This window comes from Pseudonocardia sp. (genome assembly GCF_050246655.1).
Lineage (GTDB): Bacteria > Actinomycetota > Actinomycetes > Mycobacteriales > Pseudonocardiaceae > Pseudonocardia.
The window spans coordinates 1-26555 of sequence record NZ_JBFWVQ010000031.1; the positions used below are offsets into that span (position 1 = coordinate 1).

Genomic DNA, 26555 nt, shown 5'->3' on the forward strand with positions numbered 1-26555 from the left:
TGCTTCCCACCCGACTCCGGCACCTCCCGGATCAGGCTGCCCTCAGCTTCAACGACCCACTGCGACAGGTCGCAGACGGAGTCCTTCCACCTCCGTTCGGAACAGACAGCGCCTCGTGGCGCACGTGGCACGGCGAGCACAGGCTGATCAGGCGCCGCAACGACTGAACGCCCGTCCGCTCGTCGAAGTCCCACCGCTCGTGCGCTTCGAGCCATCGGCGGACGCCGCGGTCCTCGGCCGCGCCGCACGCCTCGCAGGTGTAGCCGGCGCGGCGGAAGATCGGCCGGCGCAGCCGCTCCCAGTCCTGCGGGGTCACACACGTGCGCACATTGGTGAACCAGCACGTCCGCGGGATGAGGTCGACGAACAGGGCGCCGCCGAACGTACGGTCCTCACCCGGCAGCACCTCCGGAATGGGCGGCCGCACTGCCCATCGGTCGAGGCCAGCCGTGGGCGGATTCGGGTCGAACCAGCGCTTCTCGCTCGAGTCCCAGCGCGCGCCGAGCGACTTCGCGTCGTCCTTCTCAGCGAACGGTACCTCAAGGTAAATCCGTCGGCGTAACGTGGCCGGAACGTGGTGCTCAACCATCGAACTTTCCGATCGCTCGACGTTATCCGATGCATCGTCGCACCACGCACCGACAGGAACCACTGACTGGAGACCAGCGCTGTCCAGCTCGAGCGGCCCGGGCTCCGCTTACGGCTTGAAATCGACCCGGTGCAGCAGTTCAGCGTTTCCGTCCCGTGATCAAGGCCGCTCCCGGCCCCCGCGCACTCCTGCCAGAGAAGGCGGAACAGACCCAGCGAGTCATCGCGCCCCTGGCACGAAGGATCGGCTGGCACGTCCTCGGGAACGAGTTTGACGAGTTGTCCCAAGCCACGCTGCGCACGTCGTCGACCGTGAGGCCACACAACGCCGCGGTCCCCGCCGTCAGGAATACACGCGAAACCACGTCGATGGCGACTAAGGCCGCCGCCAGGCCACACCGGTGGCAGGTGCAGCCGCAGCACGTGCCGAAGGCTGCAGGGGTACACGCGGTTTCTCACACGCTTGATGCCACGGACGTGCTGGCGATTTTCACGAGCAGCGGCTCCGCCCTCGCGCGGCCTGCATTCGCGCCCCTGTGGCATTGAGCCGGAATCGGGCCATCACGGGCGTAACCGCGTTGGCCTTCGCGATATCGTCGTCGCTGTCGCCCCGGCGGGCGGCGGCAACAAGCAGGGCGCGGGGAAGCAGCATCGCTCCGGCGAGCCAGTTCGCTTCCTCTTCCTGTTCGTGGTCGCAGGCGAAGAAGGTGTGCTCGCCGATGCGTTGGATCTGACGCAGCTCGTGGCGTAGGACGAGGTGGGCGAACTCGTGGGCGACGTTGCTGCGCGTCCGCCCGTCGCACTGGGCCTGCGCAGGATCGAGGACCTCGCCGTCCATCGTGATCGGGTTGTAGACCACAGCGGTGCGTCCGTGCACGGTCAGCGTTGCCGCCGACCAGGCGCCGCGCTGCTCCTGGTCCAGCGCGACGAGCAGATCCAGACCGCCGAGTACTCGTTCGGCCGACAGGACCGCGACCTTGAGGTGGCGGGCCAGGGCGGGAAGCCGCATCGTCTCCTGTTCGGAGGATCCAATCGCGTTCCGTAGGTGTGCGGCGTGGCGCTCGGCCTCGGCCTTGAACCCGCGGCGCATCAGACCTCCCACCCGGGCTCGGCGCCGAGGGTGTCATCAGCGAGCAGCGCACCTTGCAGCTGCTCAACCAGCACGTCCATCAACTTCGCCGCCCCCGGAGTGAAGGTGGTCTGGGCGCGTAAGTGCACCGCGGCGTCGTCAATCTGGGTGGCGAGCTTGGTGTAGAGCTGGTTTACCAGCTCGGCGATCTGGTCAGCCGCGTCCGGCGTCAGGTGCCGGTCGGCGTGCAAGCTGGTCCGGATCACCGCCGGAGTGCTCTCCGTGCGGACGCGCGGGGTGGCCCGGAAGAACGCGGCCGGGTCCAAGCCCACCCACGCCACCAGCCGGCTGAAGTTCGCCAGGTCGGGCAGATGGCCCTTCTCCACCCGCGACAGCGTGTTGAACGGGACCCCCGAGTCTTCCGCCGCGGCACGCAAGCTCAACCCGAGCTCCCGGCGACGCTCGACCACCCGCCGACGCAGCTCATCGGCGTCGATCGGGTCGTCCACCGGCTCGCCCTCCACCTTCCTCAAGCGCTGCTCACCTCAAGCGCTGCTCACCGGGTTCGAACCTAGCTCCACCAGGGCTAGAACTCGCGCCGGGGAGTGTGTACCGATGAAGTGACAGACAAGACGAGTTGATGCTACGGTGATCACGTGGCACCGACAGGCCCCCCGACCCGCCGGGCCATCGACACGGAAGACGAGGTACGCACCATGACTGCGCCCCTGGGCACGACCGCCAAGACCGGCTCCAGCTGTCCGGAGAGCGGGGTGTGGGTGGTGGTCGGTACGCCGTCCACCACTGCGCCGATCGCGAAGGGCAACACCATGCCGCCCTACGCGGGCAGGGCCGTCACCTGGAAGCTCCGCTCCTACGCCTGAGCTGACCGGCGCTTCCCCACTTGCCAACACCTCTGCAGGGTCCGCCACCGCGGACACTCGCTCCCCACGAAATGAGATGATCATAGCGAACCGATCGGCCCGCACCGGCCGCTACGTCTCCAACGCAACGGCCGCACGGCACCCGCGCACCACCGTGCGCGAGAAGCCGGGTCCCAACCAGTCGAGCAGCACTGCCTACCGCTCGGCGACCACGGGTAGATACGTCACCGCCCGCACCGCCCGCAACAACCCCAACGGCACGGTCACCGAGAACGGCTGACCTGTCAGCACACCGGCCCGGCCGCCACCAGGTGGCCGGGCCGAGCTGTGTCTGCCCCTATCTTCCCCCGCCTAGTAGCGGCGGCCCTTCGGGAGTCCGAGGTCCGCGATCCCCCGCCGGCTCATCTGCACCGACCCATTGGGGTCCATGTCCACGCGGCCGACGGCTGGGACCCAGTCAACGATTTAGGTGACCTGCACCGGCCGCCGTAACGTCGTGACATCGGACACCGACAAGCTCCACATGGCCACCTCCTGGTTCGACACTGGCATCGCCAAGGTCGAGCGATGGGGCAACCCGGCATCAGCGACAGCACGGGCTTAAGCGGAAGCTCGAAGAGCTATGTTTGCTGATGCACTGCGACGTAAGATCCGACAGCCTGTCACGCCGATTAGCCGCTCACGAATATTTCACCGGGCGGCAAGCAGGGAGACGCCGGATGAGTTCGGGAGCGGTAAGATTTCTACAATTTCTGAGGCATGGGATCGTTATCTGGTCTGGAACCACGCCTTGTGCGACGTCATCTTCTCGGATCGACAGGCAGGCCAGCCCGTCTACTTGGATATGGACGATGCGGTACTGTCGGCGGTCGCTGCTCGCGCCGGCGCCTCGGCGGCTAGCACCCCGACGCAGCAGCTCGTCGAGGCCGTCCGCGGCACCCTCATCCTGAAGAGCGGACCTTCCGACGTATTCCGCGGACATCTGCTGAGGCTGGAACGCTGGCGGCGTGCGGCCGCGACCGGCGGCTCAGCACACATCGACATCCCTCCTCCGCCGACAGTAGGGCTTCTCGCGCTCTTCACGGTGGCCGCCGAGGCAATGGGCAGCGACACGAGCTACGCCGTCCATGCGTACTACCCGCGGCTCAGCTCGCTTCTCGAGGTGGAAACCGACACGGCCAAGGACCGGCTCTCGGCGGCGTACCGAGCGGACGCGGAGAGGCTGTGGAAGGGCCTCAACGACTGGCTGACCGCAACGGACGGCCGGTACGGCGTCCCGACTGCGTACGCCCTGACGCATCGCTATATCGGCCTGCCGCTCTCGCAGGCGCTCGTCCGCGCCGCCGACCGCCGTCACCTCAGTCAGATGTTCCGGCAGTACGGGCTTCCTCCGGGCAGCGAGGTGCCGCCGGCGGACATGCAGCGCCTGCTCGACGCCTGGATGCAGCAATCGCCGTGTCCGGCGAGCAACACCTTGCAGGCGTTGTGGCAACGTCCGGCCGCGCAGGAACGGATCGCCGAGGTCGCAGCCCTCGAGCTGCTCAGCTGGGACAGCGGCACCGACTCCGGTGTGGTCGGCGAACGGAGCACCCGGCACAGCGACGTTCTGCTGCTCGCCCAGCTGCGGCGGTTCCCTCGGCCGGGCCTTGAGCTGTCGTTCCTCGTGCGATCATCGACCGGAGGCGCGCCCGACCACCTCACCGTCTTGGGGGAGAACGAATCCGAACGGCAGCTCGAGGCCATGCCTCTCGGTGGCGGCCTGGTACGCCCACGAAGTGCCGGCGACGTCGACGCCCAGTCGTTGGTGGAAGGCGTGCTCCAGGTCAGCGACCCGGACTCGGCGGTCAACGGACGACGCTTCCCGCGGCGGGTCGTCCCCTTGCGCCGCGACGAGCAGGCAAACGCGTTCGTAGAGTGCGAGCGGGTCCAGCTCGGCGAGGATCTGCTACTCCTCGTGCGGGATGAAGGCCCACTGCTGCGTGAGGTGCAGCAGCTCCTGAGCGAGATCGCCCGCCCCGGTTACTCCGTCAGCACGTCCTTCCCGGGACTGCCGCACGGGTGGGCGCTGGTGACGGATCTGCAGGTCCTGGCGAACCCCCGTGCGGAGCCGACGCGGACGGACCTCAACGCCCTGGTGGCGTTGCTGTCCTCGCAGCTGAGCATCGCGGGTGGCCTCAGGCTCCCGGGGAACCTGCGGAAGTGGTCGAGCCTGCACGCCCCCGAGGTCCGCGCCATCACTCAGGTCGAGGGTGAGCTGACGTTGTCCTTGACGCGGTCGCAGTTCGAGTCCGGTGAGGAGACCGTCTGCCAGGAGTGGCGCAGCCAGCGGGGGGTCGTGGTCGTCGACCTAGCCGATCTCGGCCTCGACGACGGCGACTATGAGATCACGTTGGCGGCCGGATGCCGTGTCCTGCAGCGAACGGTTCTGCGGCTCCGCTCCTCGGATACGCCGGACCTGTACAGCTGGGGCGCGCAGCGCCCTCTTGCTCACTGTCTCGACCAGCCGTCGGGCGTCCTGGCGGCAACACCGCTGGAGCGTGACGTCCCCGACCGCGTCCGCGGAGTGATGACCTACAAGTCGACTGAACGGTCCGAGCCGCTTCGGTCGGCGGCCGCACCCGGCGCCGTCTGGTGGACAGCTCCGGCTCCGACTCCGGCTCCCATAGCGCCGATCTTGATCGCGGCGCCGGCGCCCGGATCCTGCGTCGTCACCGGGGCGCACCGGATCCAGCTACCGCCCTCCTACGGCCGCGCCACCGCGAAGATGATGACGGGCGAGTGCACGCAGTGCGGCCTGGTGAAGCGCTACCCGACCTGGCTCCCCCGGTACGGTCGACGAGACCGCGAGCATGACGGCATCACGCTAGACCCCACCCGGCTGCAGAACCTTCCGGACGCCGAGGCTCAACCGGTGAGCCGGGATGCTGTGCTCGACGGGCTGGTCCACGTCGGAGGCGGGACTGCCGGCTCGCTCGAACGGCTGGTGACGCAGGTTGACGGCTCGGCTCTGGCCGTCTCGCTCTTCCTCCGCGACCTTGAGGTGCTGGGGCACGTCGACGTGCAGCGCGATACGCGTTCAGAGATGGCGAGCTGGCAGGCGGCACCGACCTGCCTCGCCGAGGTTGCGGACGGCAGCTTCGTGCTGACGGGCGCGTGGTCGGCTCGGGCACGGGACGCGCTGCAGACTCTGGTGGAGAGGGCTGGCGGTGAGCTGACCGTCGAGGACAACGGCGTGGGCCCGACGTCGTGGTTCGTCGAGGGACTTCTCGCCGAACAGCTCGCCGACCTGGTCATCGAGGGCGGCCTAGGCGACGACCTGCCGTCCGGGGCCACCCCGCATGTCGTCTCCGACGCCGCGTCCCTGATGCTGAGCGCGCTGCCCCGGCTCACGGACGTCGAACGGCACCTCGCGCGCGTCGCTCTGCCCGGCGCTCGGCGCGTGGAGCGGTTCGACCTGCAGTCGGCATCCTGGCAGGCCGTGCTGACGGCGGAAGCGGCCGGCGCCTACCGCCTTCACGCCGGCTTCCGCAGCACACACGTCTTCCGGTCGGAGCGCGACGTCGACCACGGCGAGGCGGCGATTGGCACGGTGCACCTGGTCAAGCACCTGGAGGCGCTCCGCACCGGGAGGCCGCTTATCGCCCACTACCCGGCCAAGGCCTACCTCGCCGTCCCCCTCGGGGCGGACCTTCCCGGGCTCTACGGACGTGCAGCCGTCCTGTGCAGCGGCAGACTCCCGGGCCAAGCCCGCAAGCAGAAGAGTCGCATCTACCACGAGGTCCCCGCGGCCTTCGCCACACGCCTGTACGAGCTGTTCGCGTCGAAATGAGGATGAATGCCGGTCAGCCCGAGCCCCACCGTTGTCCACCGCGCACTGAGCGACGCCTACCTGCGGTACTTCGACACGGCGTTCTGGTTGCGGGACGAGCGGCTGATGCAGGAACGGCGCCGGCTGCTCGAGCGTCCTGGTCGGCTGTTCACCGAGCCGCTGGTCGAGCCCGTCCTTCCGTACGACGCCACCGTGCCCCTGCTCGACATGGCCCGCGAGGTCGGAATCTCCGACGAGGCTGCCGACATCGTGGGACGGGCGTTGTTCGGCTCCTTCGTCGCCGACGATGAGCCGTTGCTCTTGCGCGAGCACCAGGCCATCGCCGTCCGCCGCTCGTTAGCCGGCAGCAACGAGCGGCACCGCAACGTGGTCGTCACCTCAGGAACGGGTTCCGGCAAGACCGAGAGCTTCCTGCTCCCGCTGCTGCTCCGCCTGGTCGAGGAGTCGCTGTCGTGGCCGGAGCAGCCGGCGGCCGACGAATGGTGGGCACCGGCCGGCGCGAACCGGTGGCGGCCCGTGCGCTCCGAGCACCGGCCGGCGGCGGTCCGCGGGATCGTGCTCTACCCGACCAACGCGCTCGTCGAGGACCAGGTAGTCCGGCTGCGTCGAGCTGTGCGCCGCATCGCTGACCGTTGTCCTGCCTCCCAGCTTTGGTTCGGCCGCTACACCTCGGCGACGCTAGGAACGGTCGAGGACCCGCGGGGTGCCTCCGACCCCGCGGGCCGCGCCGCGGACGAGCTCAGGCGTGTCTGCCGCGAGTTCGACGACCTGAAGGCGGCGGGAGCCACGGAGGAGGACCTCGCCCAGTTCTCCGACCCGCGCCGCAACGAGATGCTGGTCCGCTGGGACATGCGGGTCACGCCGCCGGACCTGCTGGTGACCAACTACTCGATGCTCAACACGCTGTTGATGCGCAGCGTCGACGACCCAATGTTCGACCGGACGCGCAGCTGGCTGCGGACCTCGCCGGACAACGTCCTGAGCCTCGTCGTCGACGAGCTGCACCTCTACCGCGGCACGCAGGGCAGCGAGGTTGCGATGATCGTGCGCAACCTCCTGTCCCGGCTGGGCCTCCAGCCCGACGACCCCCAGGTCCGCTTCGTCGCCACCAGCGCCTCGCTGACCGAGGACGACGACAGCCGCACCTACCTGGAGAGCTTCTTCGGGACGCCGGCCGACACGTTCCACATCACCCCGGGACGTCCTCGCGACCTCGGCGAGATGGCGACGCTGAGCCGGTCCGAGGTGCTCACCGACGAGGCGGGGGGCGGCGGGCAGCTCGACGGCCCGGAGCTGTCCCGCAGGGTTGCGCTGGCCTGCTACTCCCCGGACGACTCGCGGTTCCGGGCAACACCGCTGGCCACAGTCGCCGAGCAACTGTTCGACGACACCACCGGCGACGCGGAGGACCTCCGGGCGCTCGGCACCGTCCTCACCAGGATTGCTGAGTCCGCTACAAGCAAGGACACGATCCCGCTCCGGGCGCACCTGTTCGCCCGGACCGCTCGGGGCATGTGGGCCTGCACCAACCGCCGCTGCTTCCCCGGGACGGGCGTCGAGGCGATTGCGGGCAGCACGCACGACCGAACCATCGGTCCGCTGCTTGACGTGCCCGCCTCGACCTGCCCGCACTGCGGCTCCCGGGTCCTCGAGCTGCTCTACTGCTTCGAGTGCGGCGACGTGAGCCTCGGCGGCTTCGTCGTCGACCGGCTGCAGGAACACGAAGGTCGCGGATGGGTGCTGGGCCCCACCACGATGGCGGTCCCGGCGCTCGACCAGCAGCCCGTCTTCAGCCGCCGCTACGGCGAGTACATGTGGTACTGGCCGGGAGAGAAGCCACTCGACCCGAACCTGAGATGGCGCCATCGCCATCCGTCCGGGAAGACGGCCGAGTTCACCTTCACGCCCGCGTCGTTCGACCCCGGTACCGGGCTCCTCGACTTCTTCGGATCCACCGGGTGGGTCATGACCGTCAGCGGCGCGCCGCTCGATGAGCACACCAACCCGCCGGCGCTACCCGAGTGCTGCCCGAGCTGCGCCCAGCAGGGCTACAACCGCGACGCCGAGGTCTTCTGGCGCGGCACCGTGCGCAGCCCCATCCGAGCGCACACCGCGGGCCTAGCACAGTCCACCCAGGTGTACCTGTCCGAGCTGACCCGGTCGATGGGCGAGCGCACCGAGGACGCCCGCACGATCGTCTTCACCGACAGCCGCGACGACGCGGCCCGCACCGCCGCCGGTGTCGCCCGCAACCACTACCGCGACATCCTGCGTCAGCTCGTCCGCCAGAGCCTCGATGAGCCGGCGCCCAACCCGGTCGTCCTCCTCGAGAAGGCCACCACGGCGCCCGCCTCCCTCACCGACGACGAGCGCCAGCGGGTTGACACCCTCACGCGGACACATCCACACCTGCTGCTACTCATTCAGAAGAAGCAGTTCATGCCGCTCACCGAGGAGGAGCAGGCCCAGCTGCGCGACGCCGAGAAGGAGCAGAACGGCGTCGCCCGCACCCTATGGAGCAGCCTGCGGGGGCGGCTGACCGAGCGTCTCGTCGACACCGGCGTCCACCCCGCTGGCCCCGGACCGTCCATGGCCGTCACGCCCGACGGGTCGCCGTGGTACGCCGCGTTCGACCCGCCCGAACCCGGCATGTGGACCATGCTCGGCCCGGGCGACCTCGCGTCGGCTCGGAGGATCTACACCGACCAGCTCAACGTCGGCCTCGCCGAGGCGCTGTTCGACCGCGCCGGACGCGACGTCGAGTCGGTCGGGCTGGGTCACGTTGAGCCTGTGGGCGTCAGGCTGGACGGTGCCCCGGTCACCGTGGAGCGCGCTCGGGAGATCCTCAGCTCGGTCGTGCGCCTGCTGGGTACCGCCCGTCGCTACGTCGGGGCCGAGTACGCCGACCCCAACCCGAAGGCTCCCCAGGTCGTTCAGCGCTACCTCGCTCGCGTCGGCGGGCAGCTCCACGTGGACGTCAACGAGCTGGAGCAGTGGGTGAGCGACGTGCTCACCGTCAACGTCGCACCGGGCTGGGTGCTGCAGATTCAGACCGGCACCGCGCCCCTGGCGGTCGTGCCCGCTGGCGAGCGGGTGTGGCGGTGTCCCTCGTGCTCCTTCCGCCACCTGCATGCGTCGGCGGACGTCTGCGCCAACCGTCGCTGCCGCGGCGTCGGCCTCCTCGAGGGCACCCTCGACAGCCTCGCTGAGGACTACTACGCCTGGCTCTCGCACCGGCAGCCACGCCGTCTGGCGATCGCCGAGCTCACGGGACAGACCAAGCCGCTGGACGAGCAGCGCCGGCGGCAGCGCTGGTTCCGGGGAGTGCTGCTGCGCGAGCCACGGGAGAACCCGCTGACCTGCGGGCTCGACGTCCTCAGCGTCACCACGACCATGGAGGTCGGGGTCGACATCGGGTCGCTGCGCTCCACCCTGATGGCGAACATGCCGCCGCAGCGGTTCAACTACCAGCAGCGCGTGGGGCGCGCCGGCCGTTCCGGTCAGGCGTTCTCCTACGCCGTCACGATCTGCCGCGACCGCACGCACGACGACTTCTACTTCAACAACACCCACCGCATGACCGGCGACGTACCGCCGCAGCCGTTCCTCGACCTCGACAGGCCGCAGATCGTCCGCCGCGTCGTCACCTCCGAGCTGCTGCGTAGGGCGTTCCGCGTCACCTCCGACCCGCCGAAGTGGCACGCCGGCAGCAACCACGGCACGTTCGGCCCAACCGTCGCGTGGCCGAGCTACCGAGACGAGGTCGGGGCATGGCTGGCGTCGTCGCCTGACGTAGACGTCGTCGTCGACCGGCTGTCGGCCCACACTGGGCTCACCGCCGCGCAGGTGGAGCACCTGGTGACGTGGGCGCGTCACCAGCTGGCGGCGGACATCGACGACGCCGTCGCAGGAATCACTACGCCGCCGGACGAGCTGAGCGAGCTGCTCGCCACTGTCGGTGTGCTGCCGATGTTCGGCTTCCCGACGCGCGTGCGTCCCCTCTACAGCCGCGCCGCCCGCACCCGAGCCGACGTCGAGGGCGCCGCCCTGACCGACCGGGCGCTCGACATGGCTGTATCCGCCTTTGCGCCAGGCGCACAGGTCGTGCGGGACGGCAGCCTGCACACAGCGGTCGGCTTCGCCGCGTACGACGTCAGAGGACGTACGGCGGTGCCGAAGGACCCCATGGGGCCTGCGATGCCGATGGGTCGCTGCCGGACCTGCACCCTCCTGTTCGCCGAGCCAGACACAACAACCTGCCCGTCCTGCGGCGACGAGGTCGCCCTCTTCGACATGTACCAGCCGCTCGGATTCCGCACTTCCTACGAGGCGAAGGACTACAGCGACGAGAACGAGTTCGCGCCCGGGGCGGCGATGCCGGCGGTGACCCTGGCGGCCAAGCCGACGCGCTCTGTCGCGGTGTATCGGGTCGGGCTGGACGTGTACGAGCAGGCCCAGGTCGTCCAGGTCAACGACAACCGGGGCCGCCTCTTCCCGCTACTACAGCTCCACGACCGGTCGGTCGTCGTCCCCGACCAGTCGCTCTACCCCCCACGCAGCTGGCACATCCCAACGGGCAACGACCGAGGCCCGGCGGCCATCGGGGAGATCCGCACGACCGACGTGCTCATCGTCTCGCTGCGCGGGACGCACGTCCCGGGAGGCGTCGTTCCCGCCATCAAACAGACGTCACCGGCGGGCCGCGCCGCATTCTGGTCCTTGGCCGAAGCCCTGCGGACCGCCTGCCAGGTCACTCTCGACGTCGACCCCCAGGAGCTGGTCGTTGGCCTGCAGCCTATGCAGGTTGACGGCACGCCGACTTACCAGGTGTTCATTGCCGACGCCCTTGAGAACGGTGCGGGCTACGCCACCGAACTCGGCACCCGCGACAAGTTCAGGCGTGTCCTGGACGAAGCACGCCACGAGCTGACGCGACGGTGGGAGCAGCCCTGGCACGCCGACTGCACCGCCTCCTGCCCCGACTGCCTGCGGTCCTACGACAACCGCCGTCTCCACGGCGCGCTGGACTGGCGTCTCGCCCTGGACATGCTCGACCTAGCTGCGGGCGAAGACCTCGACCTGGACCGGTGGCTCGGCCGTAGCGAGGTCATCGCGCGTGGTCTCGCCGGCAGCGACGCCGTCGACCTCGTCTGTCACCAGGTCGAGGGCGTACCGGTCGTCGTGCACAAGAGGACGGGCAAGGCGGTCGTCCTGGGCCACCCGCTCTGGCGACGGGAGAGCGACCTACTCACCAGCCAACAGCGGGTCGCCGCCGACACGGCAGCGAAGAAGTGGGAAGCGTCCTCCGTGCTGTACTCCGACCTCTACGAGGCCGACCGGCTCCCGCTTTCCGTGCTGCGGCGGCTCCAGTAGCCCGCCACCCGGGCTCCTGGGCGGTCGAACCGGTCTACCGGGCAGGATGCCGACCGTGACGGAGCTGGTCGCCGGCCGGGCGTACGCGCGTGTCTACCGCTTGTCGTCGCGGCGGGCGGCGGTGCACGAGCGGCTGCTGCGGGCCGTCGAGGTGTCGGGGGGACGCCTGATCTACGCCAGCCAGCCGGACCGGGCTCCGGTGTACCTCGGCGTCGAGACACCATCGGGGGAACGAGTCGGGGTGCTGGCGTACCCGTTCACCGCCAACCAGGTGCTGACGAAAGGCCGCCCCGCCGACGAGCATCGCCTGCAGATCCGGTACGGGAGCGAGAAGTCGTGGACCGAGCGCGAACACCCGCTCGGACGCGACATCGCCTACACCGACACCACGCTCGTACTCGGCGTGCATGTGGACCTGAACCTGTTCGTCGGTCTCGACCCGGCGCTCTATAACCCGCTGCCCATGGGCATCTCGGTGGAGTTCAAGCAGAGCCAGGTCGACGCCGCGCTGCAGAGCCCCCACGGGTGGCACGTGTTCGAACGCGACAACATCACCGGTGTCCGACGTACCATCCCGCGCGCCCGTGACGGCCTGGAGACAGTCGTGCTGTTCAAGCCAGAACGCCTCCTCGACTACGTCCGGCTTGAACGCATCGCGTCCGACCTCAGCCTGGACCCGGCGTTGCGGTTCACGACCGCCGCGGAGGCGAGCACACCAGGCGCACCCGGCGCCTCGGCGGTGGCATCGACCCATGATCTTGAGGAGCAGTTCGCGATGACGAGCGCGGAGATCCTCGAGATGATCAGCGACCGCAACCGTTTGGCCGTTGCCGTCCGCGGCGGTGTCGCAGAGCACCACCTGGGCAAGGCCCTCGCCAGTGAACCGGGAGTCGCCGCCCTCGCCTCGCTGGACAAGGACGGGCAGCACGACTTCGACGTCACCCTGACCGACAGTCGGCTGGTCCGGGTCGAGTGCAAGAACTGCTCACCCGCGCAGTACGCCAACGGGGACCTCAAGGTTGAGGTCCAGAAGACCCGCGCCTCGAAGAACGACCCGGCCAGCCGCTTCTACCGGGCCGACCAGTTCGACATCCTTGCCGCCTGCCTCTACGCCCCCACTGGGGAGTGGCGCTTCGCCTACCGCCCAACCCGCCTCATGGAACGCCACCCCGAGCACGCCGAGCGGCTCGCAGTCCTCCACCATGTCAGTCCCGAGTGGCCCCGCAGCTTCGAGGGGGTCTGTGAGCAGCTCTAGCGAGCGCGTCGCCCGACCGAGTGTCGGGGGCGCATGGCATGGTCTGTGGCATGACCGGTGACCGTGGCGTGGCGATCTCGCTGTTCTCCGGAGCCGGCGGTCTCGACCTGGGGGCCGAGGCCGCCGGATTTACCGTCCGCGCGGCGGTCGAGCACAACAGCGACGCCGCCGACACCATGGAGAAGAACTTTCCGCACCTGCGGTCCCCTGTGATCCGCCGGAACATCCTCGAGGTCTGCTCAGGGGAGATCCTCGACGCCGCCGGCCTTCGACCCGGGCAGCGGCCGGAGTTGCTTGTCGGCGGGCCGCCGTGCACCCCTTTCTCCAAGTCCGGGTTCTGGCTGGAGTGGAAGCGCGCCGGGCTCGACCCGGACTCCTCGCTGCTACAGGCCTACACCCGCGTCCTCGCTGAGACCCGGCCGCGGTACTTCGTGCTGGAGAACGTCTACGCGCTGACCTACAACAACAGCGCCAGCCGGCCCTCCTTCGAGCGCCTCCAGCGGGAGATCCGCGCGGCTGGCTACCACTACGACCTGCGGGTGCTCAACGCTGCCGACCACGGCGTGCCCCAGGCCCGGCCCCGGCTGTTCATCGTCGGCGCCCCGATCGACGAGCCCCGGCCTCAGCTCCCCGAGGCCAGCCATGGTGGTATCTGGGAACGCCGGCACACCGGCCACACCCACCGCCCTCACATCACCACCGGAGAGGCCCTGGCCGGACTCGTCACCGAGCCGGAGCCATCGGAGAACGTTGGTGGTCGCTACGGGCACCTACTACCCGACATCCCGCCCGGGGAGAACTACCTGCACTACACCACCGAGCGCGGACATGCTGACCCCCAGTTCAAGTGGCGCAGCCGCTACTGGTCGTTCCTGCTCAAGCTTTCCCCGGACAAGCCCTCCCCGACCATCCAGGCCCAGCCTGGCCCTTACGTCGGTCCGTTCCACTGGGACAACCGCCGTCTGCGCGTGCCCGAGCTCAAGCGGCTGTTCACCTTCCCCGATGACTTCGAACTCGTCGGCTCCCGCAACTCCATCCAAGCCCAGCTCGGCAACTCCGTGCCTCCCCACCTAGCCAGCCGCGTGGTGAAGGCCATGGTCGGCGACCTCGACGACTCTCAGGATGCTGCCGACACCCAAGACCTGTTCAGCACGACGCCCCAAGACGCGGCGGTTGGGTGACGGGCTGGGTCAGCACCACCGCAGGGCAGCATCTCCGCCGACGCCTCAAGGTCGACACCGAACCCGAGCTGCTGCTCCGCCGAGCCCTGCACGCCGCAGGCGCGCGCTTCCGCCTGCACCGCCGCCTCGTTCCAGGCTGCACCCCCGACCTCGTCCTTCCCGGGCGTCGCATTGCCGTGTTCGTCGACGGCGACTACTGGCACTCCTGCCCCACCCACGGCCGCAGCCGTCCGTTCACCGGACCCAACGCCGGCCTCTGGGCCGACAAGATGCGTCGCAACAAAGATCGCGACCAACGGTCCACGCAGCTGGCACAACAGCTGGGCTGGACAGTCGTTAGGCTCTGGGAGTGCACCATCCGCGCCAACCCGCATGGCGCAGCCAAAGCAGTTCTCGCTGGGACGACCCTGCCGCCCGCCGCGTAAACTTCACAGCAGGGTAGTACCCGCCATCGCATCGTCGCGTTCCTCTTGCGGATCAGCGGCTGCGGTCGAGGTCCTTGGCGTCGGTGTCGCAGGCCTGGGTCTGCACGTCCGTCTCGGTCCAGCGGGTGAGTTCATCGCGCCGGTCGTCGTCGCAAGGATCAGCCGGGGCTGCCGTGAAGAGATCGTCCCGCCTCCGCTGCATCGTGGACAGCGCCAGCGTCGCTCGGTCGACCGTCTCGGATGTGGAGTCAGCAGGCATTCGCCGCCGCTCGTCCTCGCACTCGTTCGCGCCCGTCGGTTGATCGAACTGATCCATGTCAGAGTCGACGTCGAGTTCGGTGATCTCGCGGTGGGCGTCCTCGGCGAGCTGTGCGGCGCGGTGGGCGTCGAGCCACTCCTCACCGGTGACGCGCTCAGCGGGGTTGTCGAGATCGATGCCGCGGACGGCGGCGGCGTGGCGAGACCGCTCGGCCTTGTCCTTAGTCACGGCAGACTCGTAGCGCCAGGCCGCGCGGGTGTCGTCGGCGAGCTGCAAGTCCTCGACCTGCTTCTCCAGCTCGGCCACCCGGCCGCGGGACTGCTCGGCGGCCGCGCAGAGCTGGTCGGCCTCCAAAGGGTCGGCTGCGGCGTCGGCGCGGGCCGACCACAGGGTGGCGTTCTCGCGGGCAGCACGGAGGGCGGCGTGGGTGGCTTCGAGGCGGTCCGCGACATACTCCGGGGCGGCGGCCTTCTCCCGTTCCCACGCCGCGATGCGGACGCGGAGCTGCCCCTCGGACATGGCCTCTTCCTCGGCGCCGGCGGTGGCCAGGTCGAGGGCGGCGTGCGCAGTGTGGAACAAGGCGTGCTTCTCGGCCAGGCCGCGAGGCGGGGCGGCACCCAGGGGGTCCTCGGCGTCGGTGTGTTCGACCAACTCGCGGTAGCTGGCCGCCCAGCCGGCCTTGGCCTCCCACACGGCGCGCTCGTCGGCGTCGTCGGGAACCGGCCCGAGTGCCTCCGTCACCCAGGTCGGCGCGGCGAAGGCGAGGGTGGAGCCCAGCTCGGCGCGACGGGCGTCCGCGGCGTCGGCGAGCGCGAGCAGGCCGGCGCGGGTGTCGGCCGGGAGGTCGGTGGGCAGGAGGTCGCGGTAGCTGGTGACGGCGGGGGCGAGCTTGCCGTCCAGGGCGGAGCGAATGCGGAAATGCAGCACCTGCGCAACGGACGTCGAACCTGCCAGCGACGTCGCCGTCACCGCGTCCGCGAGGGCCCGGCGGGGGTCGTGGCCGGCCAGCTCGGCGGAGCGCAGCAGCTGGTCGAGCGACTCGCGCGCCTCGTCCGCGGCGAACGCCACCCGGTACTCCTTCGGCAGATCACCGGTCGCGGCGAGTTCGTCGAGCCAGCGGCCGGTGCGGCCGGCGAGCGCGTCGTCGAGCACGGTCAGCATCGGGTCGATGTTCGCCGCGGTGGAACGAGCGCGGTCGGCGGCGGCTTCGGCCTCGGCCATGGCGGTGCGGTTGCGGTCCTCGTCCGGCGGGCGGATCACATCGGCCAGCACGGCAGCGGCGGTGCGCTCGGCGACCTCGAACGTCTGGCCGGTGTCGGCGCCTTCGTCGACGTTGCGGGTCACCGCGAACAGCACGTTCGTGTCCGTGCCGCGGGTGGCCTCGACGTAGGCGGTCGCGGCGTCGGTACCGGGTGTGAGCACCCCGAACCCGTCCTGGACGGTGCGGCCGTGTGCGGCGTGCACCGTGGATGCGTAGGCCAGCGCGACGTGCTCGTTCACGTACCGGGCGGGCAGGTGCAGCGGCTCGCCGAGCTGCTCGGCACCGTCGGCGTCGCGGCCGATCACCCGGGCGACGGTCAACCCGCCCCCGTCGGGCGCGAGCCCGGTCACGCGGTAGACGGTGCGGTTGATCGGGGCCTCGGTGTTGCCCAGCTGGCCGTCCAGGTGCCAGGCGTTGCGGCGGGCCTGGACCAGGTCCCCGACTCCGGCGTAGGTGCCCTGCATCCCCAGCGGCACCCCGCGCTCCTCCACCCGCCCGAGCCGGACCAGCTCGGCGCGCAGCGCGCCCGACACCCGCGCCGCGGCAGCGTTGCTGCTGACCACGAGCAGCGCGTCACGACCCCGCAGAGTCGATGCCAGCCACGCCCGGGCAGCGGCGGCCTCGGCCTGCTCCGGGGTGCCGCTGTCCACGAGACGGCCGTGCTTGGCGTACTCGGCGACCACGGACTCGTCGCCGTCGCGCAGCCGCAGCGACGCCGGCCCCTCCCAGCCGTTGCGGAACCGGCGCACCTCGGCGAGCTCGTAGCGGATGCCGCGCTCGGCGATGTCGGCCAGCGCGCCGCCGGCACCGACGGCGGAGAGCTGCTTCGGATCGCCGACAAGCAGCAGCTTCGCCCCGGACGCCTCGCAGCGGCGGTGGATCGCCACCAGGTCCGGCGTCGACGCCGCGCCTGCCTCGTCGACGACGACCAGGTCCCCGGCGTGCAGCCGGAACGCCTCGTCGTCCTCGCCGGCGGTGCCAGCGTCGAGGCGGGCCTGCCCGTCGAGCCACCGGCGGATGTTCCGCGCGGTCACCCCCTCCTCGGCGAGCACATCGGCCTGTCGCTGCCCGTACGCCAGCCCGAACACCCGCCGCGCCCGCTCCTCGCCCGCTGTGGGCGAGCCGGGCGCCGACCGGGACGGAGCACCCCAGGACTCGGCGAGCGTGCCGACGAGGAACGACTTCCCCGTCCCGGCCGGTGCCATCAGCACCTCGACCGCCGCGCCGGAGGTGAGGATGCCGCGCAGGGCTGCGGCCTGGTCCTCGCCGAGGGTTCGCCCGGACCGGGCGAACCGGGCAACCAGCTCCTCCGCCTCCTCCGCGGTCCAGGCCGGGGCGCCGCGACGAACCGCGGCCGCGCGCAGCTCGTCCTCGCCAAGCAGCTGGTTCGCCGTCGCGTAGCGCTCGTTCCCGGGCCGGACGAACACGCTCGTGCCGTCGGCGCGGTAGTAGCGCCGGTCCAGGCCCTCCGGCCCGGTCAACGGGTTCAGGTGCTGCGCCAGCGTCAGGCCCTTGTCGGTCAGCCCGTCCAGCAGCTCGCGGACGTCCCCGTGCGCGACGCCCAGGTTCCCGGGCAACGCCTGCGAGATCTCCCACTCCAGATCGGCCCGGGTCCAGGACTGCTTGCGCTCCTCCAGCGCGGCGAGCGCGCGGGCGAGCACGTCCCGCTCCGACCACGGCGCAGGCTCACCCGCCTGTCGGCTGGTGATGGTCCGGGCGACGTCGCCCAGCTCCACACCCAGCTCCGCGGAGTGCTCCTCCGCCCACCGCGCGATCTGCCCCTCGCGGGTCTCCCCGCCGAACACCTTCCCGCGCCGCGTCGCCAACGTCGCCCGGTCGGCCAGCCGGGTGTGCTCCCGCGCGGTCGGTTCTCGCCCGGTCTCCGCCCGGAACCGGGCGACGAGCCCGTCCAGCGTCGGCGTGATGGCCTTCGTCCGCTTCGAGAACAGCCCGGTGGACTCGGCGTCGACCCCGACGATCTCCCGCGCCACCCCGTCCGCGCGGGTACGCCAGTCCGTGCCGAGCCGCTCCCACAGGTACGCCTCGGCCGTACGCGCACCGACGGCCGACGCGGCCGGCTTCCACAGGTTGAACAGGGTGCCGTCGAGCGCGCGGACCTTCCCGTCCGCGCACTCCTGCCGGTTGAGCACCGGGCCGTGCACGTGCAGCTGCGGGTCCTTGTCGCGCGAGTCGTGCTGCAGGAACTGCGCCGCGACGATCCCGGCTCCGTCGACCCACTGCCCGGCGCCGCCGCCGTGGTGCCCGGCGCGGGAGTAGCCGGCCTTGTCGGCGAGGAAATCCAGCACGGCCCGGTGCCCCACCAGCAGCGACTCCTCGACCATCCCGGCCTTGCGCTGCCACTCGGCCGCGGCCTCCTCGTCGCCGGCGGCGCGCGCGTCGTTCGCGGCCCGCTCGAACGCCACCCACGCGACCGTCATCGACTTCGGCGCGGAGAGGATCACGTCGTAGAACGCGACCGACTGCCGCGCAGACTTCGCCGCCTGCGCGCGCAGCAGCTCCAGCTCCTCCGCGGTCGCCTCCGGGTTCGCCTCGACGAGCTGCGCATAGATCTCGTCAGCCTTCCGGTAATTCCGCGGCGCGCTGCCGAAGCGCTCGGCCTGGCCCCACGTCTCCCGTGATCCGATGTTCGGATCGCGAGGGTCGAGCCCGTGGGTGTAGAGCGCCTTCATCACCTCGGCGTCGACCTCACCGACCAGCCCCAGCGCCGTGGCGCCCTTCCCGTACCAGAGCCCCGGCGGCTCGCCAGCCACGACGGCGCCGGTGTAGTAGCCCTCTCGGCCCTTCGCGACGGCCTCGGTCAGGTAGTCCGTGTCGTGCCCCACCCGCACGTTCAGCATGATCATCTTCTCCCGGATGCCGCGGGCCCGTCAGAGCTCGCGGCACCCCCCGTCGGATCAGGATGCAATGGTCTGGTCGTCGTTCTTGGGTCGTTGAGTAGTTGGCTCTTGGCTCGTGGTCATGTCGTCTGGTGGTGTCGGTCGGTGCTGGTGGATAGCTCGTGGTGCTGGTCGGAGTGATCGTGAATCGGTGATCTGGTCGTCGAGATCGGTCGGGTGATCGAGGTTGCTCGCGAGGGGTCTGCGGCGTGGCGTTCTGCCGCCCGATCGGATGGGGACGTCGCGCGCGCGAAGCGCGCGCAGGACGGCGCCCTGCCCCACCCCGAGCACCGACGCGATGCCGCGGGCGGTCACCCCCGCCCGGTACAGCCGCGCAGCGCGCTCGACGTCCACGACGGTGACGCGACCGGCCGCGCGCCGCAGGCACGAGCGGCACGACGGCACGAACAGCTCCGGATCGTGGACGTCCGCAGCGGCGGACCAGCACCACGCCGGAGCACCGCACGACGCGCACGACCGGTCGGCCGCCGGGCCGCGCTTGGCCCGCACGCGGCACAGCACCGCGCGGCGGCTGCTCGACCCACCCCGGTCGGCGACCGGGACCCCGGCGGCCGGATCACCGGTGCGCCGCCACCGCAGGTAGTGCGCTCGGCAGAACCCGCGTGCCAGGTGCGGCCGCCGGCACCCCGAGACGGTGCAGCCGGTCATCGCCGCCGCCGGATCTGCGTCGCGGCCTGGGCGCGGTCCTCGTCGAGTTGCTCGTCGGTCGGGGCAGGCGCCGTGCCGGACCGTCCCCACTCCCCCGCCAGGGCTGCTGCATGCTGCGCCAGGGGCGCGGGCGGCGGCTCGACGGCCGGTCCCCGGTCGGCCCGGTCGCCGACGTGCAGGGACAGGTCGCACTTGCCCAGCACCTCCCGCACCCGCCGGGCGACGCCGGGGCGCTGCCGGTCGTGCCAGTCCCCCACCCGTAACCACGAGCCGGTCTCCGGGTCGTAGGCGTCAGCGTGGGCGCCGCGCAGCCACCACAGCTCCTCGACCACCCAGGGGTGCCAGAGCCAGCACCCGGTCAGCAGTGCGTCGGGGAACCGCAGGTACACGAGGTCGAGCCACGTGATCAGGTCAGTGAGCACGGCCGGGAGGTGCTCCGCGTCCGTTCCGGCCGCCAGCAGCCACGACTCGATCAGCCGCATCTCGGCGTCCGGCGCCGCGGACGCCGTAGGCACCGGCCGGTCGGCGACCGCGCCCGCGAGGCGAGCGAGATCGGCCGCCATCCGGCGCACGTTCTCCTCCAGCGCGGTGACCCTCCGCCCGGTCCGGTCCAGCACCCGGGCGACGGCCAGCACATGCGGGTCCCGCGGCTCGCTCTTGTCCGCACTCACCGGTTCGGCCCCCCGGTCGTGCCGTCGCCGGGCTGGTCGCGGCGCGAAGGTCGCAGCGGGACGACATCGCCGCCCGTGGTCGGGCTCGCGGGATGGGCGAGTTCAGCGTCGATGTCCCAGGGACCGCGGTAGACGATCGGCCCGCCGTGCCCGGTCACCTTCAGCCGCAGCGAGGCCGCCCATCCACTGACCGTGCGGGCGGCGCCGCGGGCGCTCGCGACGATCCATCGACCCGCCGCCACTCGGTGCCGGGCGAGGCCGGCGCAAGCGCGGACGGTGAGCGCACCCGGGTTGTGGTGGGCCCGCACGTCGCGACGGCGCCACGCCTGCTCCGCCCAGCCGATCACCGGCGGGATGTCGCTCGTGAACACCACCACGCGGGCCGGCGGCAAGGTGGCGAGCTGCGCCACGGGCAGCACCGGCACCCGGCGCAGGTGCCGGGACGTCGTGCGCCCGTTCGCGTCGAGCGCAGGCACCCACTCGTCGCGCTCCCCGGCCAGGGACGACCAGTAGGTGAGGTCGTCGCGGTCGGCAGTGCCGCCGTAGAGGACCCGGGCTCCCGAGTTGTTGATGATCGTCGCTGCCTTCGCCTCGCCGTAGCGGTCCACGAGCTGCGCGCGGGACTGAAAGCAGGCCACGATGTTCACCCCGCGACCGCCCATGTCCGCGGTCCACTGGTGCAGCGGGACCGGGCAGATCAGCGCGCACTCGTCCAGCCGCAACGACAGCGGCGGGTCGAGCCGACCACCCGGACGGAACGCGGCCAGCCGGCGGGCCTCACGGGCGATGTAGCCGGTCAGCGCGCACACCAGCGGCGCCACCTGCGCCTCCTCGCCGCCGACGATGAACACCAGCGCGCGGGAGTCGAGCAGCGTCTCGACGTCGAACGGGCGCCCGCCGTCATCGGCAGGCGCCGCAGCGGCCCGGGCCGGACCGTGGGTCAGCCAGCCCAGCGCCGGCGCGATGGTCGCCGTGATGCTGGTGCGGGTGCGGTCGTTGGTGCCGATGAACTGGTTGATCGCCGCGACGAAGCCGGGCTCGGTGGAGTGGTCGCGCAGCAGCCGCGTGATCTCCTGCTGGTAGCCGTCCAGGTCAGCGAGCCAGTCCTGCACGATGTCCATCGACGTGCCGCCCAGCGCGGCCGCGTGCATCAGGGCGGCGAGGACACGGCACCCCTGCTTGTCCCAGAACTCCCGGTCTCCTCCGGACCCGGACGGACCGGCCCCGCCACCGATCATGTCGGCGGCGCGCTCCATCGCCGTGACCGGATCCGTGCAGCCGATCAACGGGTCGAACGTGATCGTCGAGGTGCGCAGGCCGAGACCGACGGGGTTGAACACGTAGACCGGGCCACGCTCGGCTCGCATGGGTCCGACCTGATCCAGCAGGTCCAGCCGCGTGGAGGTCGCGATCACCGCGCCGGGGGCGTCGAGGATGGCGCCGGCCAGCGACTGCGACTTGCCCTTGCGCGGCCCGCCGAACTCCAGCACCACCTCCTCGCAGGCCGACCAGACCCGAACGCCTCCGGTCCGGCACAACGGCACCGCGACCTCGGTCACCGGCAGCCGCAGCAGCTGCGCCACCCGGGCACCCCACGCGGGCATGCGCAGGGACGGGCGCAACGTGGCCGCGCGTCGACGCATCGCGAACGCTCCGCGGTAGCGGAAGATGTCCACCCGCGACGCGACGCCGGACGTGCGGCGGCTTCGCAGGCCCCAGCGGTTGACGACGGCGGAGCTGCGCACCCACCGGTTCCAGGCCGCGGCCGCACCGATGCCGACCAGCCCGAACGCGACGACGGGGTGGAGCTCCCGGAGCACCGACCACACCAGGAGCACCGCGAACACGCCTGCACACACCGCCATCGCGTGCGCGCCTCGGCGCCACCCGACGTGCGCGGTGAGGGTCGAGGCGGCGAGCAGGATGAAGGTCCAGACGTTCATGCCGGGTCTCCGATGCCGTTGAGCGACGCCGTGACCGGCTCGCCGTCGTCGTGGTGGTTGCGGGTGCGCGCGATGAGCTGGCGCGCCTCGTACTCGGTGATCTCCAGCTCGCGCGAGAGCCGGCGCCGTCCGACACCGGCTGCGATCAGCTCCGTCGCACGGTCGTGCACCGCCGGCGCGTCGTCCCAGTGCCGGGACAGGCCGAGCTCGTCGAGCAGCTCGGGCTCGTCTGCGTCCGTGAGCTGGTACGGGATCGGCTCGTCCAAGTCGGTCCTGGCGGCCGTTACGGGCTCTGGTCTGCCGACCAGCACCGCCAGGTGCACGACGGCGCCCAGGACGGCGGGCGCAACCGCGGACACGATCACGACCACCCACCACGCCGGTGCGAGTTCGAACGCGGCAAGCCCGTGTCCGAGCGCGTTCGCCGCGACGGAGAGCCCCAGCAGGGCCAGGGCCAGGGCCCGGGCGAACGTGCGGGCGGCAGAGCCGGCGTGCCCGCCCAACCAGATCAGCGATCCGGCCGCAGCGCCGGCGTCGACGACGACGGGCAGCAACCAGGCGAGCTGCGGGGCGAACCCGCAGACGAGCGCGAGATCGCGCAGGGCGGAGAAGCTCAGCACCGCGGCCGCAGCGGCGACGACACCGAGAAGCGCGTAGAGGACGGCGCGGGAGTTCACGGCCCCACCTCCACCGCGATGTGGCCGATCGCCGACCAGAACCGGTTGGCTGTGCGCTCGGCGATGTCGATCTCGGCGCGCAGCTGCACGCCAAGCGACCAGGCCTCCACGAGCCGGGATGCCGGGTCCGCGCCGGCGTCGTCGCGCAATACCCGGCCGCGCCCGTAGCCCTCGGCCTGCTGCGCGAGCACCGATGCCACCGCCGCGAGGCAGCGGAGGGTGTCGACCAGCTCGCCGGTGATCGCGTACCAGTCGGAGTGGTCGGGAGTGGCGGCCCGCTGCGCGTGCGCGACGGAGCGCCACGAGTCCCCGCCGATCTCGGCGTGGGCAACGGCCGCCGAACGGCCGCTGCTGTCGTCGTGAATGCTCATCTACCCTCGGTGTCCTTCCATCGCGGTCCCCGCCCGGGTGCTGTTGTGGGAGATCAGGACGGGAGCCCGGTTGCCGCCGTGGCTCTCGTCCGCCGTGTGTCTGACCTGCGCGGCCCACCGTTGGGCGGTCCGCACGCTGACGCCGAACTCGCGCGAGATCTCGACGGGCGTCCGCCCGCACCGCAGAGCCGCTCGTCCCGCGGCTGCCTGCTCACGCGCGGTGGCGTTGACCGGAACGGCCCTCCGGCTGTGGGTCTCGCGGATGCGCAGACCGCGCCGCTCGTTCTCGGTGAGCCCACCGGCGATGCCGTCCGGCAGCTGGGCCACGGCCCACCGCCGGCACTGCGCCAGCACCGGGCACCGCCCGCACACTGCCTTGGCCGCAGCCTCCTGCTCGGCGAGCGCCGGACCGGCCTCCGCCGTCGGGAAGAACAGCTCCGGGTCCGCCGCCACGCACTCGGCGAGGTGCCGCCAGTCGCCGGTACCGATCGTGGGCCGGCTCATCCCACACCTCCCTCGGTCAGCGGCTCGGACGCCTGGGAGACCGACTGCAGGACGGCACCGATCGCGCCGGGCAGACCCGAGCCGACCGGCGTTCCGATGAACAACACGAGCGCGATCAGCGAGAAGATGACCGCTCCCCCGGCAACCCGCGCCTTGGCGCAGATGAAGGCGCCGAGGATGGCGAAGAAGATCAGGACTCCGACGCTCACGCGGCACCGCCGGAGGTGCGCTGGCGCCACTGCGCGGTGAAGTCGGCCGACTCGACCGTGGTTCCGGCGTCGGCGGCCGCGTCGAGCAGCTGCTCGATGGCCCGCGCCGGGATCACGTAGCGGCCCTGACCGGCACCGGCTCGCATCCGCACGGCGGGGAAGCCGTCGGACTGGATCAGCCGGTAGAGGTACTCCTGGGAGATGCTCAGCAGCACCGCGGCCTCGGGCACCGAGTAGCTCGGCACGCCTGCGGCCCTCTTGCCGATCGCGCTCTCCAACGCGCGGAGTCGGAGGACCCCGCGCAGGTCGCCAGCCGATGGTCCGTCCTGGTGACCGTCCGATCGCCTGGGGGCGGCGGACTTGTCCGTTCCCTGCATCTCGCACTCCCGTCTCTGGTCTACTTGCAGAGACAGCATAGCTAGTAAAGTTGGCAGAGTGCGTTCGCTCGTTCGGGTGTACTAGCTGGGCTAGCAAAGATGTTGGAGTAGTCCTACCCTGTTGACCCGTGGAACCACTCGACCCTGACGACCCGCGTCCGCCGTTTCAGCAGGTCGCGAACGCGCTCCGGGCCGCAATCCGCACGCGGAAGTTCCAGCCCGGGGAGCAACTGCCCTCGCTGAACGAGATCTCCAAGTCCTACGGCGTGTCGTTGATGACGGTGCAGAAGGCCGTCGGAGTCCTGCGCGACGAGGGCCTGGTCATCTCGCGACAGGGCAAGGGTTCGTTCGTGCGCCAGCGCACGGAGCGCGCGGTGGGGTTGCGCCCGCACGTGGAGCAGGCATTCGAGCGGGACAGGGTGACGATCGACTTCGCCGGGTTCTCCGGCGAGACCCTCGCCGGCGCTCTCCAGGAGCCCCTCGACAAGATCCGCATCGGCCGGCTCACCCCGGACTCGATCACGTTGCGGGTGCTGCTGCCCGACCTCTCGGTACCGGCCGGGCTCCCCGCGCTCGCCAGCACCGCGGCCGACGACGAGCGGGTCCGCGCGCGCGTGGCGCACATCAGCGACCGGGCGAGCGGGGCGCTGGCGGACGCGCTGCACGAGCTGGCCGAACTCGACCTCGTGCAGGCAGCCTCGCTGGAGGTACGGACGTTCGGAACCAGCCCGCTCTTCAAGCTCTTCATCATCAACGCCGAGGAGGTGTTCTTCGGCTTCTACCCCGTGGTCGAGCACAAGGTGCTCATCGACCGCGAACCGACCGCGATCCTCGACCCGATGGGCAAGGACGCGATCCTCTTCCACTTCGCCGCCAGCGAGGACGACACCTCGACCGGCACCCAGTACGTGAGCGAGGCACAACGATGGTTCGACTCGGTGTGGCAGACGGTCGCGAAGCCGTCGTCGACGTGACGCACCTGCGCGAGCTGCTCGCGACGATCGAGGCCGTGCTGTTCGACTTCGACGGCCCCATCTGCTCGGTGTTCGCCGGCTACCCGGCCCCGAAGGTCGCCGAGCACCTGCGCCTCGACCTGCAAGCGCTCCGCCCCGATCTCGTGTGGTCGGCCGCGGGCTGCTCCGACGATCCGCTGCGCGTGCTCATCGACACGCCGGCATGGGGGCCGGAGTTCGCGATCGCCGCCGACGACCGGTTGACCGAGCTGGAGACGCTCGCGATCGAGACTGCGGCGCCCAGCCACGGCGGCGAGGCCAGCATGCGGGCTTGCCGGGACTCCGGCCGCGGCCTGGCCGTGGTCAGCAACAACTCTGCGCGCGCCGTGCGGACCTACCTCGAACTGCACGGGCTCGTCGACCTCGTGGGCGGGCGCGTGATCGGCCGGCGGCACGGACGGCCGGAGCTGATGAAGCCACATCCCGCACCCATTGAGCACGCCGTGCGCGCGCTGGGCATCGCCCCGTCTGCCGCGGTGCTCGTCGGAGACTCCCTGACCGACATCGTCGGCGCCCGCGCCGCCGGCGTCCGGTGCATCGGCTACGCCGACACGCCCGGCAAGACAGAACTGCTCGCCGACGCCGACGTGGTGATCAAGGACATGCAGGTGCTCGCCGAACAGCTCCGGGACGTTCCTGCACCTCGTAGGTAAGCGAGTCCGACGCCGAGCACGAGGCGATGGCAGCCGCGGCCCACCCTGCTCGACCTCGACCCGGCTGGCGCCCGGCTCTCGTCGGGGCTCTCCGAGCGAGGCCGGGTCCGGGCAGCGCCCGGCCCCCGGAGGGAGCCGGCCCGACAGGGACGGTGCACTGAACTCGACGGCGGGCACACCTGCGGCCGGGTGATCAGCTGGGTCTCTCCTCGCGTCGGCGTGACGGAGTCCTGCCCGGGGTCCCGGTGGCGGTCCGGGCTCGCCGCAGGCGACCGCGAAGCGGCCGCAGGGCCTGGAGCGTCGCCGGGTTCCCGGGCACCGTCACCACGCCGACGCGAGGAGAGACCACACCCTCGGTAGCCCGACCCGGACAACCTCGCAGCGGCAAGGGTCAACTGGGCCAGCTGAAGCTCGACGTCGCCGCCAGGAATTCAAGCCACCGAGCCG

Annotated in this window: 20 protein-coding genes and 1 pseudogene; 9 read left to right on the top strand and 12 right to left on the bottom strand. The window is 71.1% G+C overall.

Going from position 1 to position 26555, the window contains the following annotated elements:
* Nucleotides 1-31 precede the first annotated feature (31 nt).
* From AB7J25_RS12680 to AB7J25_RS12690, 3 genes are all read right to left on the bottom strand, one after another.
* Nucleotides 32-589, bottom strand: a complete 558-nt coding sequence (locus AB7J25_RS12680; protein ID WP_428508447.1) for a DUF5710 domain-containing protein — start codon at nucleotides 587-589, stop codon at nucleotides 32-34.
* A gap of 489 nt (nucleotides 590-1078) precedes the next feature.
* A complete protein-coding gene (locus tag AB7J25_RS12685) occupies nucleotides 1079-1678 on the bottom strand; it encodes an ImmA/IrrE family metallo-endopeptidase (RefSeq protein WP_428508449.1) in 600 nt (199 codons plus the stop codon).
* Nucleotides 1678-2166, bottom strand: coding sequence for a helix-turn-helix domain-containing protein (locus tag AB7J25_RS12690; protein WP_428508451.1), 489 nt, complete (start codon nucleotides 2164-2166; stop codon nucleotides 1678-1680). The genes AB7J25_RS12685 and AB7J25_RS12690 overlap by 1 nt, the downstream gene beginning before the upstream one ends.
* A 207-nt stretch (nucleotides 2167-2373) precedes the next feature.
* Here AB7J25_RS12690 and AB7J25_RS12695 point away from each other — a divergent pair, with 207 nt between their 5' ends.
* From AB7J25_RS12695 to AB7J25_RS12725, 7 genes are all read left to right on the top strand, one after another.
* On the top strand, nucleotides 2374-2541 hold the full coding sequence (locus tag AB7J25_RS12695; protein ID WP_428508453.1) for a hypothetical protein: 168 nt from the start codon (nucleotides 2374-2376) through the stop codon (nucleotides 2539-2541).
* A gap of 76 nt (nucleotides 2542-2617) precedes the next feature.
* Nucleotides 2618-2821: a hypothetical protein gene (locus AB7J25_RS12700; RefSeq protein ID WP_428508455.1), complete on the top strand. Its 204-nt coding sequence runs from the start codon at nucleotides 2618-2620 to the stop codon at nucleotides 2819-2821.
* Nucleotides 2822-3331: 510 nt separating this feature from the next.
* Nucleotides 3332-6370 (top strand): hypothetical protein, encoded by a 3039-nt coding sequence (locus AB7J25_RS12705; protein WP_428508457.1) that lies wholly within the window; start codon nucleotides 3332-3334, stop codon nucleotides 6368-6370.
* A gap of 6 nt (nucleotides 6371-6376) precedes the next feature.
* Complete coding sequence (locus AB7J25_RS12710; RefSeq protein ID WP_428508459.1) at nucleotides 6377-11743, top strand: DEAD/DEAH box helicase; 5367 nt, start codon at nucleotides 6377-6379, stop codon at nucleotides 11741-11743.
* A gap of 55 nt (nucleotides 11744-11798) precedes the next feature.
* A complete protein-coding gene (locus AB7J25_RS12715; RefSeq protein ID WP_428508461.1) occupies nucleotides 11799-12998 on the top strand; it encodes a hypothetical protein in 1200 nt (399 codons plus the stop codon).
* A 50-nt stretch (nucleotides 12999-13048) separates the two neighbouring features.
* On the top strand, nucleotides 13049-14179 hold the full coding sequence (locus tag AB7J25_RS12720) for a DNA cytosine methyltransferase (protein WP_428508463.1): 1131 nt from the start codon (nucleotides 13049-13051) through the stop codon (nucleotides 14177-14179).
* Nucleotides 14176-14604: a very short patch repair endonuclease gene (locus tag AB7J25_RS12725; RefSeq protein ID WP_428508465.1), complete on the top strand. Its 429-nt coding sequence runs from the start codon at nucleotides 14176-14178 to the stop codon at nucleotides 14602-14604. Before AB7J25_RS12720 ends, AB7J25_RS12725 begins: the two co-directional genes overlap by 4 nt.
* 52 nt (nucleotides 14605-14656) lie before the next feature.
* On the opposite strand, the gene mobF is transcribed toward AB7J25_RS12725, so the two are convergent.
* From mobF to AB7J25_RS12770, 9 genes and pseudogenes are all read right to left on the bottom strand, one after another.
* On the bottom strand, nucleotides 14657-18988 hold the full coding sequence (mobF, locus tag AB7J25_RS12730) for a MobF family relaxase (protein WP_428508467.1): 4332 nt from the start codon (nucleotides 18986-18988) through the stop codon (nucleotides 14657-14659).
* Between the two features lie 51 nt (nucleotides 18989-19039).
* Nucleotides 19040-19375: a hypothetical protein gene (locus AB7J25_RS12735; RefSeq protein WP_428508469.1), complete on the bottom strand. Its 336-nt coding sequence runs from the start codon at nucleotides 19373-19375 to the stop codon at nucleotides 19040-19042.
* Between the two features lie 311 nt (nucleotides 19376-19686).
* Nucleotides 19687-20361, bottom strand: coding sequence for a hypothetical protein (locus AB7J25_RS12740; RefSeq protein WP_428508471.1), 675 nt, complete (start codon nucleotides 20359-20361; stop codon nucleotides 19687-19689).
* A complete protein-coding gene (locus tag AB7J25_RS12745) occupies nucleotides 20358-22304 on the bottom strand; it encodes a type IV secretory system conjugative DNA transfer family protein (RefSeq protein ID WP_428508473.1) in 1947 nt (648 codons plus the stop codon). The genes AB7J25_RS12740 and AB7J25_RS12745 overlap by 4 nt, the downstream gene beginning before the upstream one ends.
* Nucleotides 22301-22981 (bottom strand): DUF2637 domain-containing protein, encoded by a 681-nt coding sequence (locus tag AB7J25_RS12750; protein ID WP_428508475.1) that lies wholly within the window; start codon nucleotides 22979-22981, stop codon nucleotides 22301-22303. The genes AB7J25_RS12745 and AB7J25_RS12750 overlap by 4 nt, the downstream gene beginning before the upstream one ends.
* On the bottom strand, nucleotides 22978-23352 hold the full coding sequence (locus tag AB7J25_RS12755; protein WP_428508477.1) for a hypothetical protein: 375 nt from the start codon (nucleotides 23350-23352) through the stop codon (nucleotides 22978-22980). Before AB7J25_RS12755 ends, AB7J25_RS12750 begins: the two co-directional genes overlap by 4 nt.
* 249 nt (nucleotides 23353-23601) lie before the next feature.
* Nucleotides 23602-23856 (bottom strand): annotated as a pseudogene (locus AB7J25_RS12760) (WhiB family transcriptional regulator); the annotation flags it as partial.
* Nucleotides 23853-24065 carry a hypothetical protein gene (locus AB7J25_RS12765; RefSeq protein ID WP_428508479.1) on the bottom strand — a complete coding sequence of 71 codons (213 nt, stop codon included), beginning with the start codon at nucleotides 24063-24065 and terminating at the stop codon, nucleotides 23853-23855. The gene AB7J25_RS12765 and the pseudogene AB7J25_RS12760, both read right to left, overlap by 4 nt.
* Nucleotides 24062-24343, bottom strand: coding sequence for a helix-turn-helix domain-containing protein (locus tag AB7J25_RS12770; RefSeq protein WP_428508481.1), 282 nt, complete (start codon nucleotides 24341-24343; stop codon nucleotides 24062-24064). The genes AB7J25_RS12765 and AB7J25_RS12770 overlap by 4 nt, the downstream gene beginning before the upstream one ends.
* A gap of 227 nt (nucleotides 24344-24570) precedes the next feature.
* Between AB7J25_RS12770 and AB7J25_RS12775 the strand changes: the two genes are divergently transcribed.
* Together AB7J25_RS12775 and AB7J25_RS12780 are read left to right on the top strand one after the other, a co-directional pair.
* A complete protein-coding gene (locus tag AB7J25_RS12775; protein ID WP_428508483.1) occupies nucleotides 24571-25416 on the top strand; it encodes a GntR family transcriptional regulator in 846 nt (281 codons plus the stop codon).
* On the top strand, nucleotides 25383-26108 hold the full coding sequence (locus AB7J25_RS12780) for an HAD family hydrolase (protein WP_428508485.1): 726 nt from the start codon (nucleotides 25383-25385) through the stop codon (nucleotides 26106-26108). Before AB7J25_RS12775 ends, AB7J25_RS12780 begins: the two co-directional genes overlap by 34 nt.
* Nucleotides 26109-26555: the final 447 nt, after the last annotated feature.

Bases quoted from the DNA above. Each gene is read 5' to 3' on its own strand.
- AB7J25_RS12680 (WP_428508447.1), bottom strand. From the start codon at position 589: ATGGTTGAGCACCACGTTCCGGCCACGTTACGCCGACGGATTTACCTT.
- AB7J25_RS12685 (WP_428508449.1), bottom strand. From the start codon at position 1,678: ATGCGCCGCGGGTTCAAGGCCGAGGCCGAGCGCCACGCCGCACACCTA.
- AB7J25_RS12695 (WP_428508453.1), top strand. From the start codon at position 2,374: ATGACTGCGCCCCTGGGCACGACCGCCAAGACCGGCTCCAGCTGTCCG.
- AB7J25_RS12700 (WP_428508455.1), top strand. From the start codon at position 2,618: ATGATCATAGCGAACCGATCGGCCCGCACCGGCCGCTACGTCTCCAAC.
- AB7J25_RS12710 (WP_428508459.1), top strand. From the start codon at position 6,377: ATGCCGGTCAGCCCGAGCCCCACCGTTGTCCACCGCGCACTGAGCGAC.
- AB7J25_RS12720 (WP_428508463.1), top strand. From the start codon at position 13,049: ATGACCGGTGACCGTGGCGTGGCGATCTCGCTGTTCTCCGGAGCCGGC.
- mobF (WP_428508467.1), bottom strand. From the start codon at position 18,988: ATGATCATGCTGAACGTGCGGGTGGGGCACGACACGGACTACCTGACC.
- AB7J25_RS12745 (WP_428508473.1), bottom strand. From the start codon at position 22,304: ATGAACGTCTGGACCTTCATCCTGCTCGCCGCCTCGACCCTCACCGCG.
- AB7J25_RS12755 (WP_428508477.1), bottom strand. From the start codon at position 23,352: ATGAGCATTCACGACGACAGCAGCGGCCGTTCGGCGGCCGTTGCCCAC.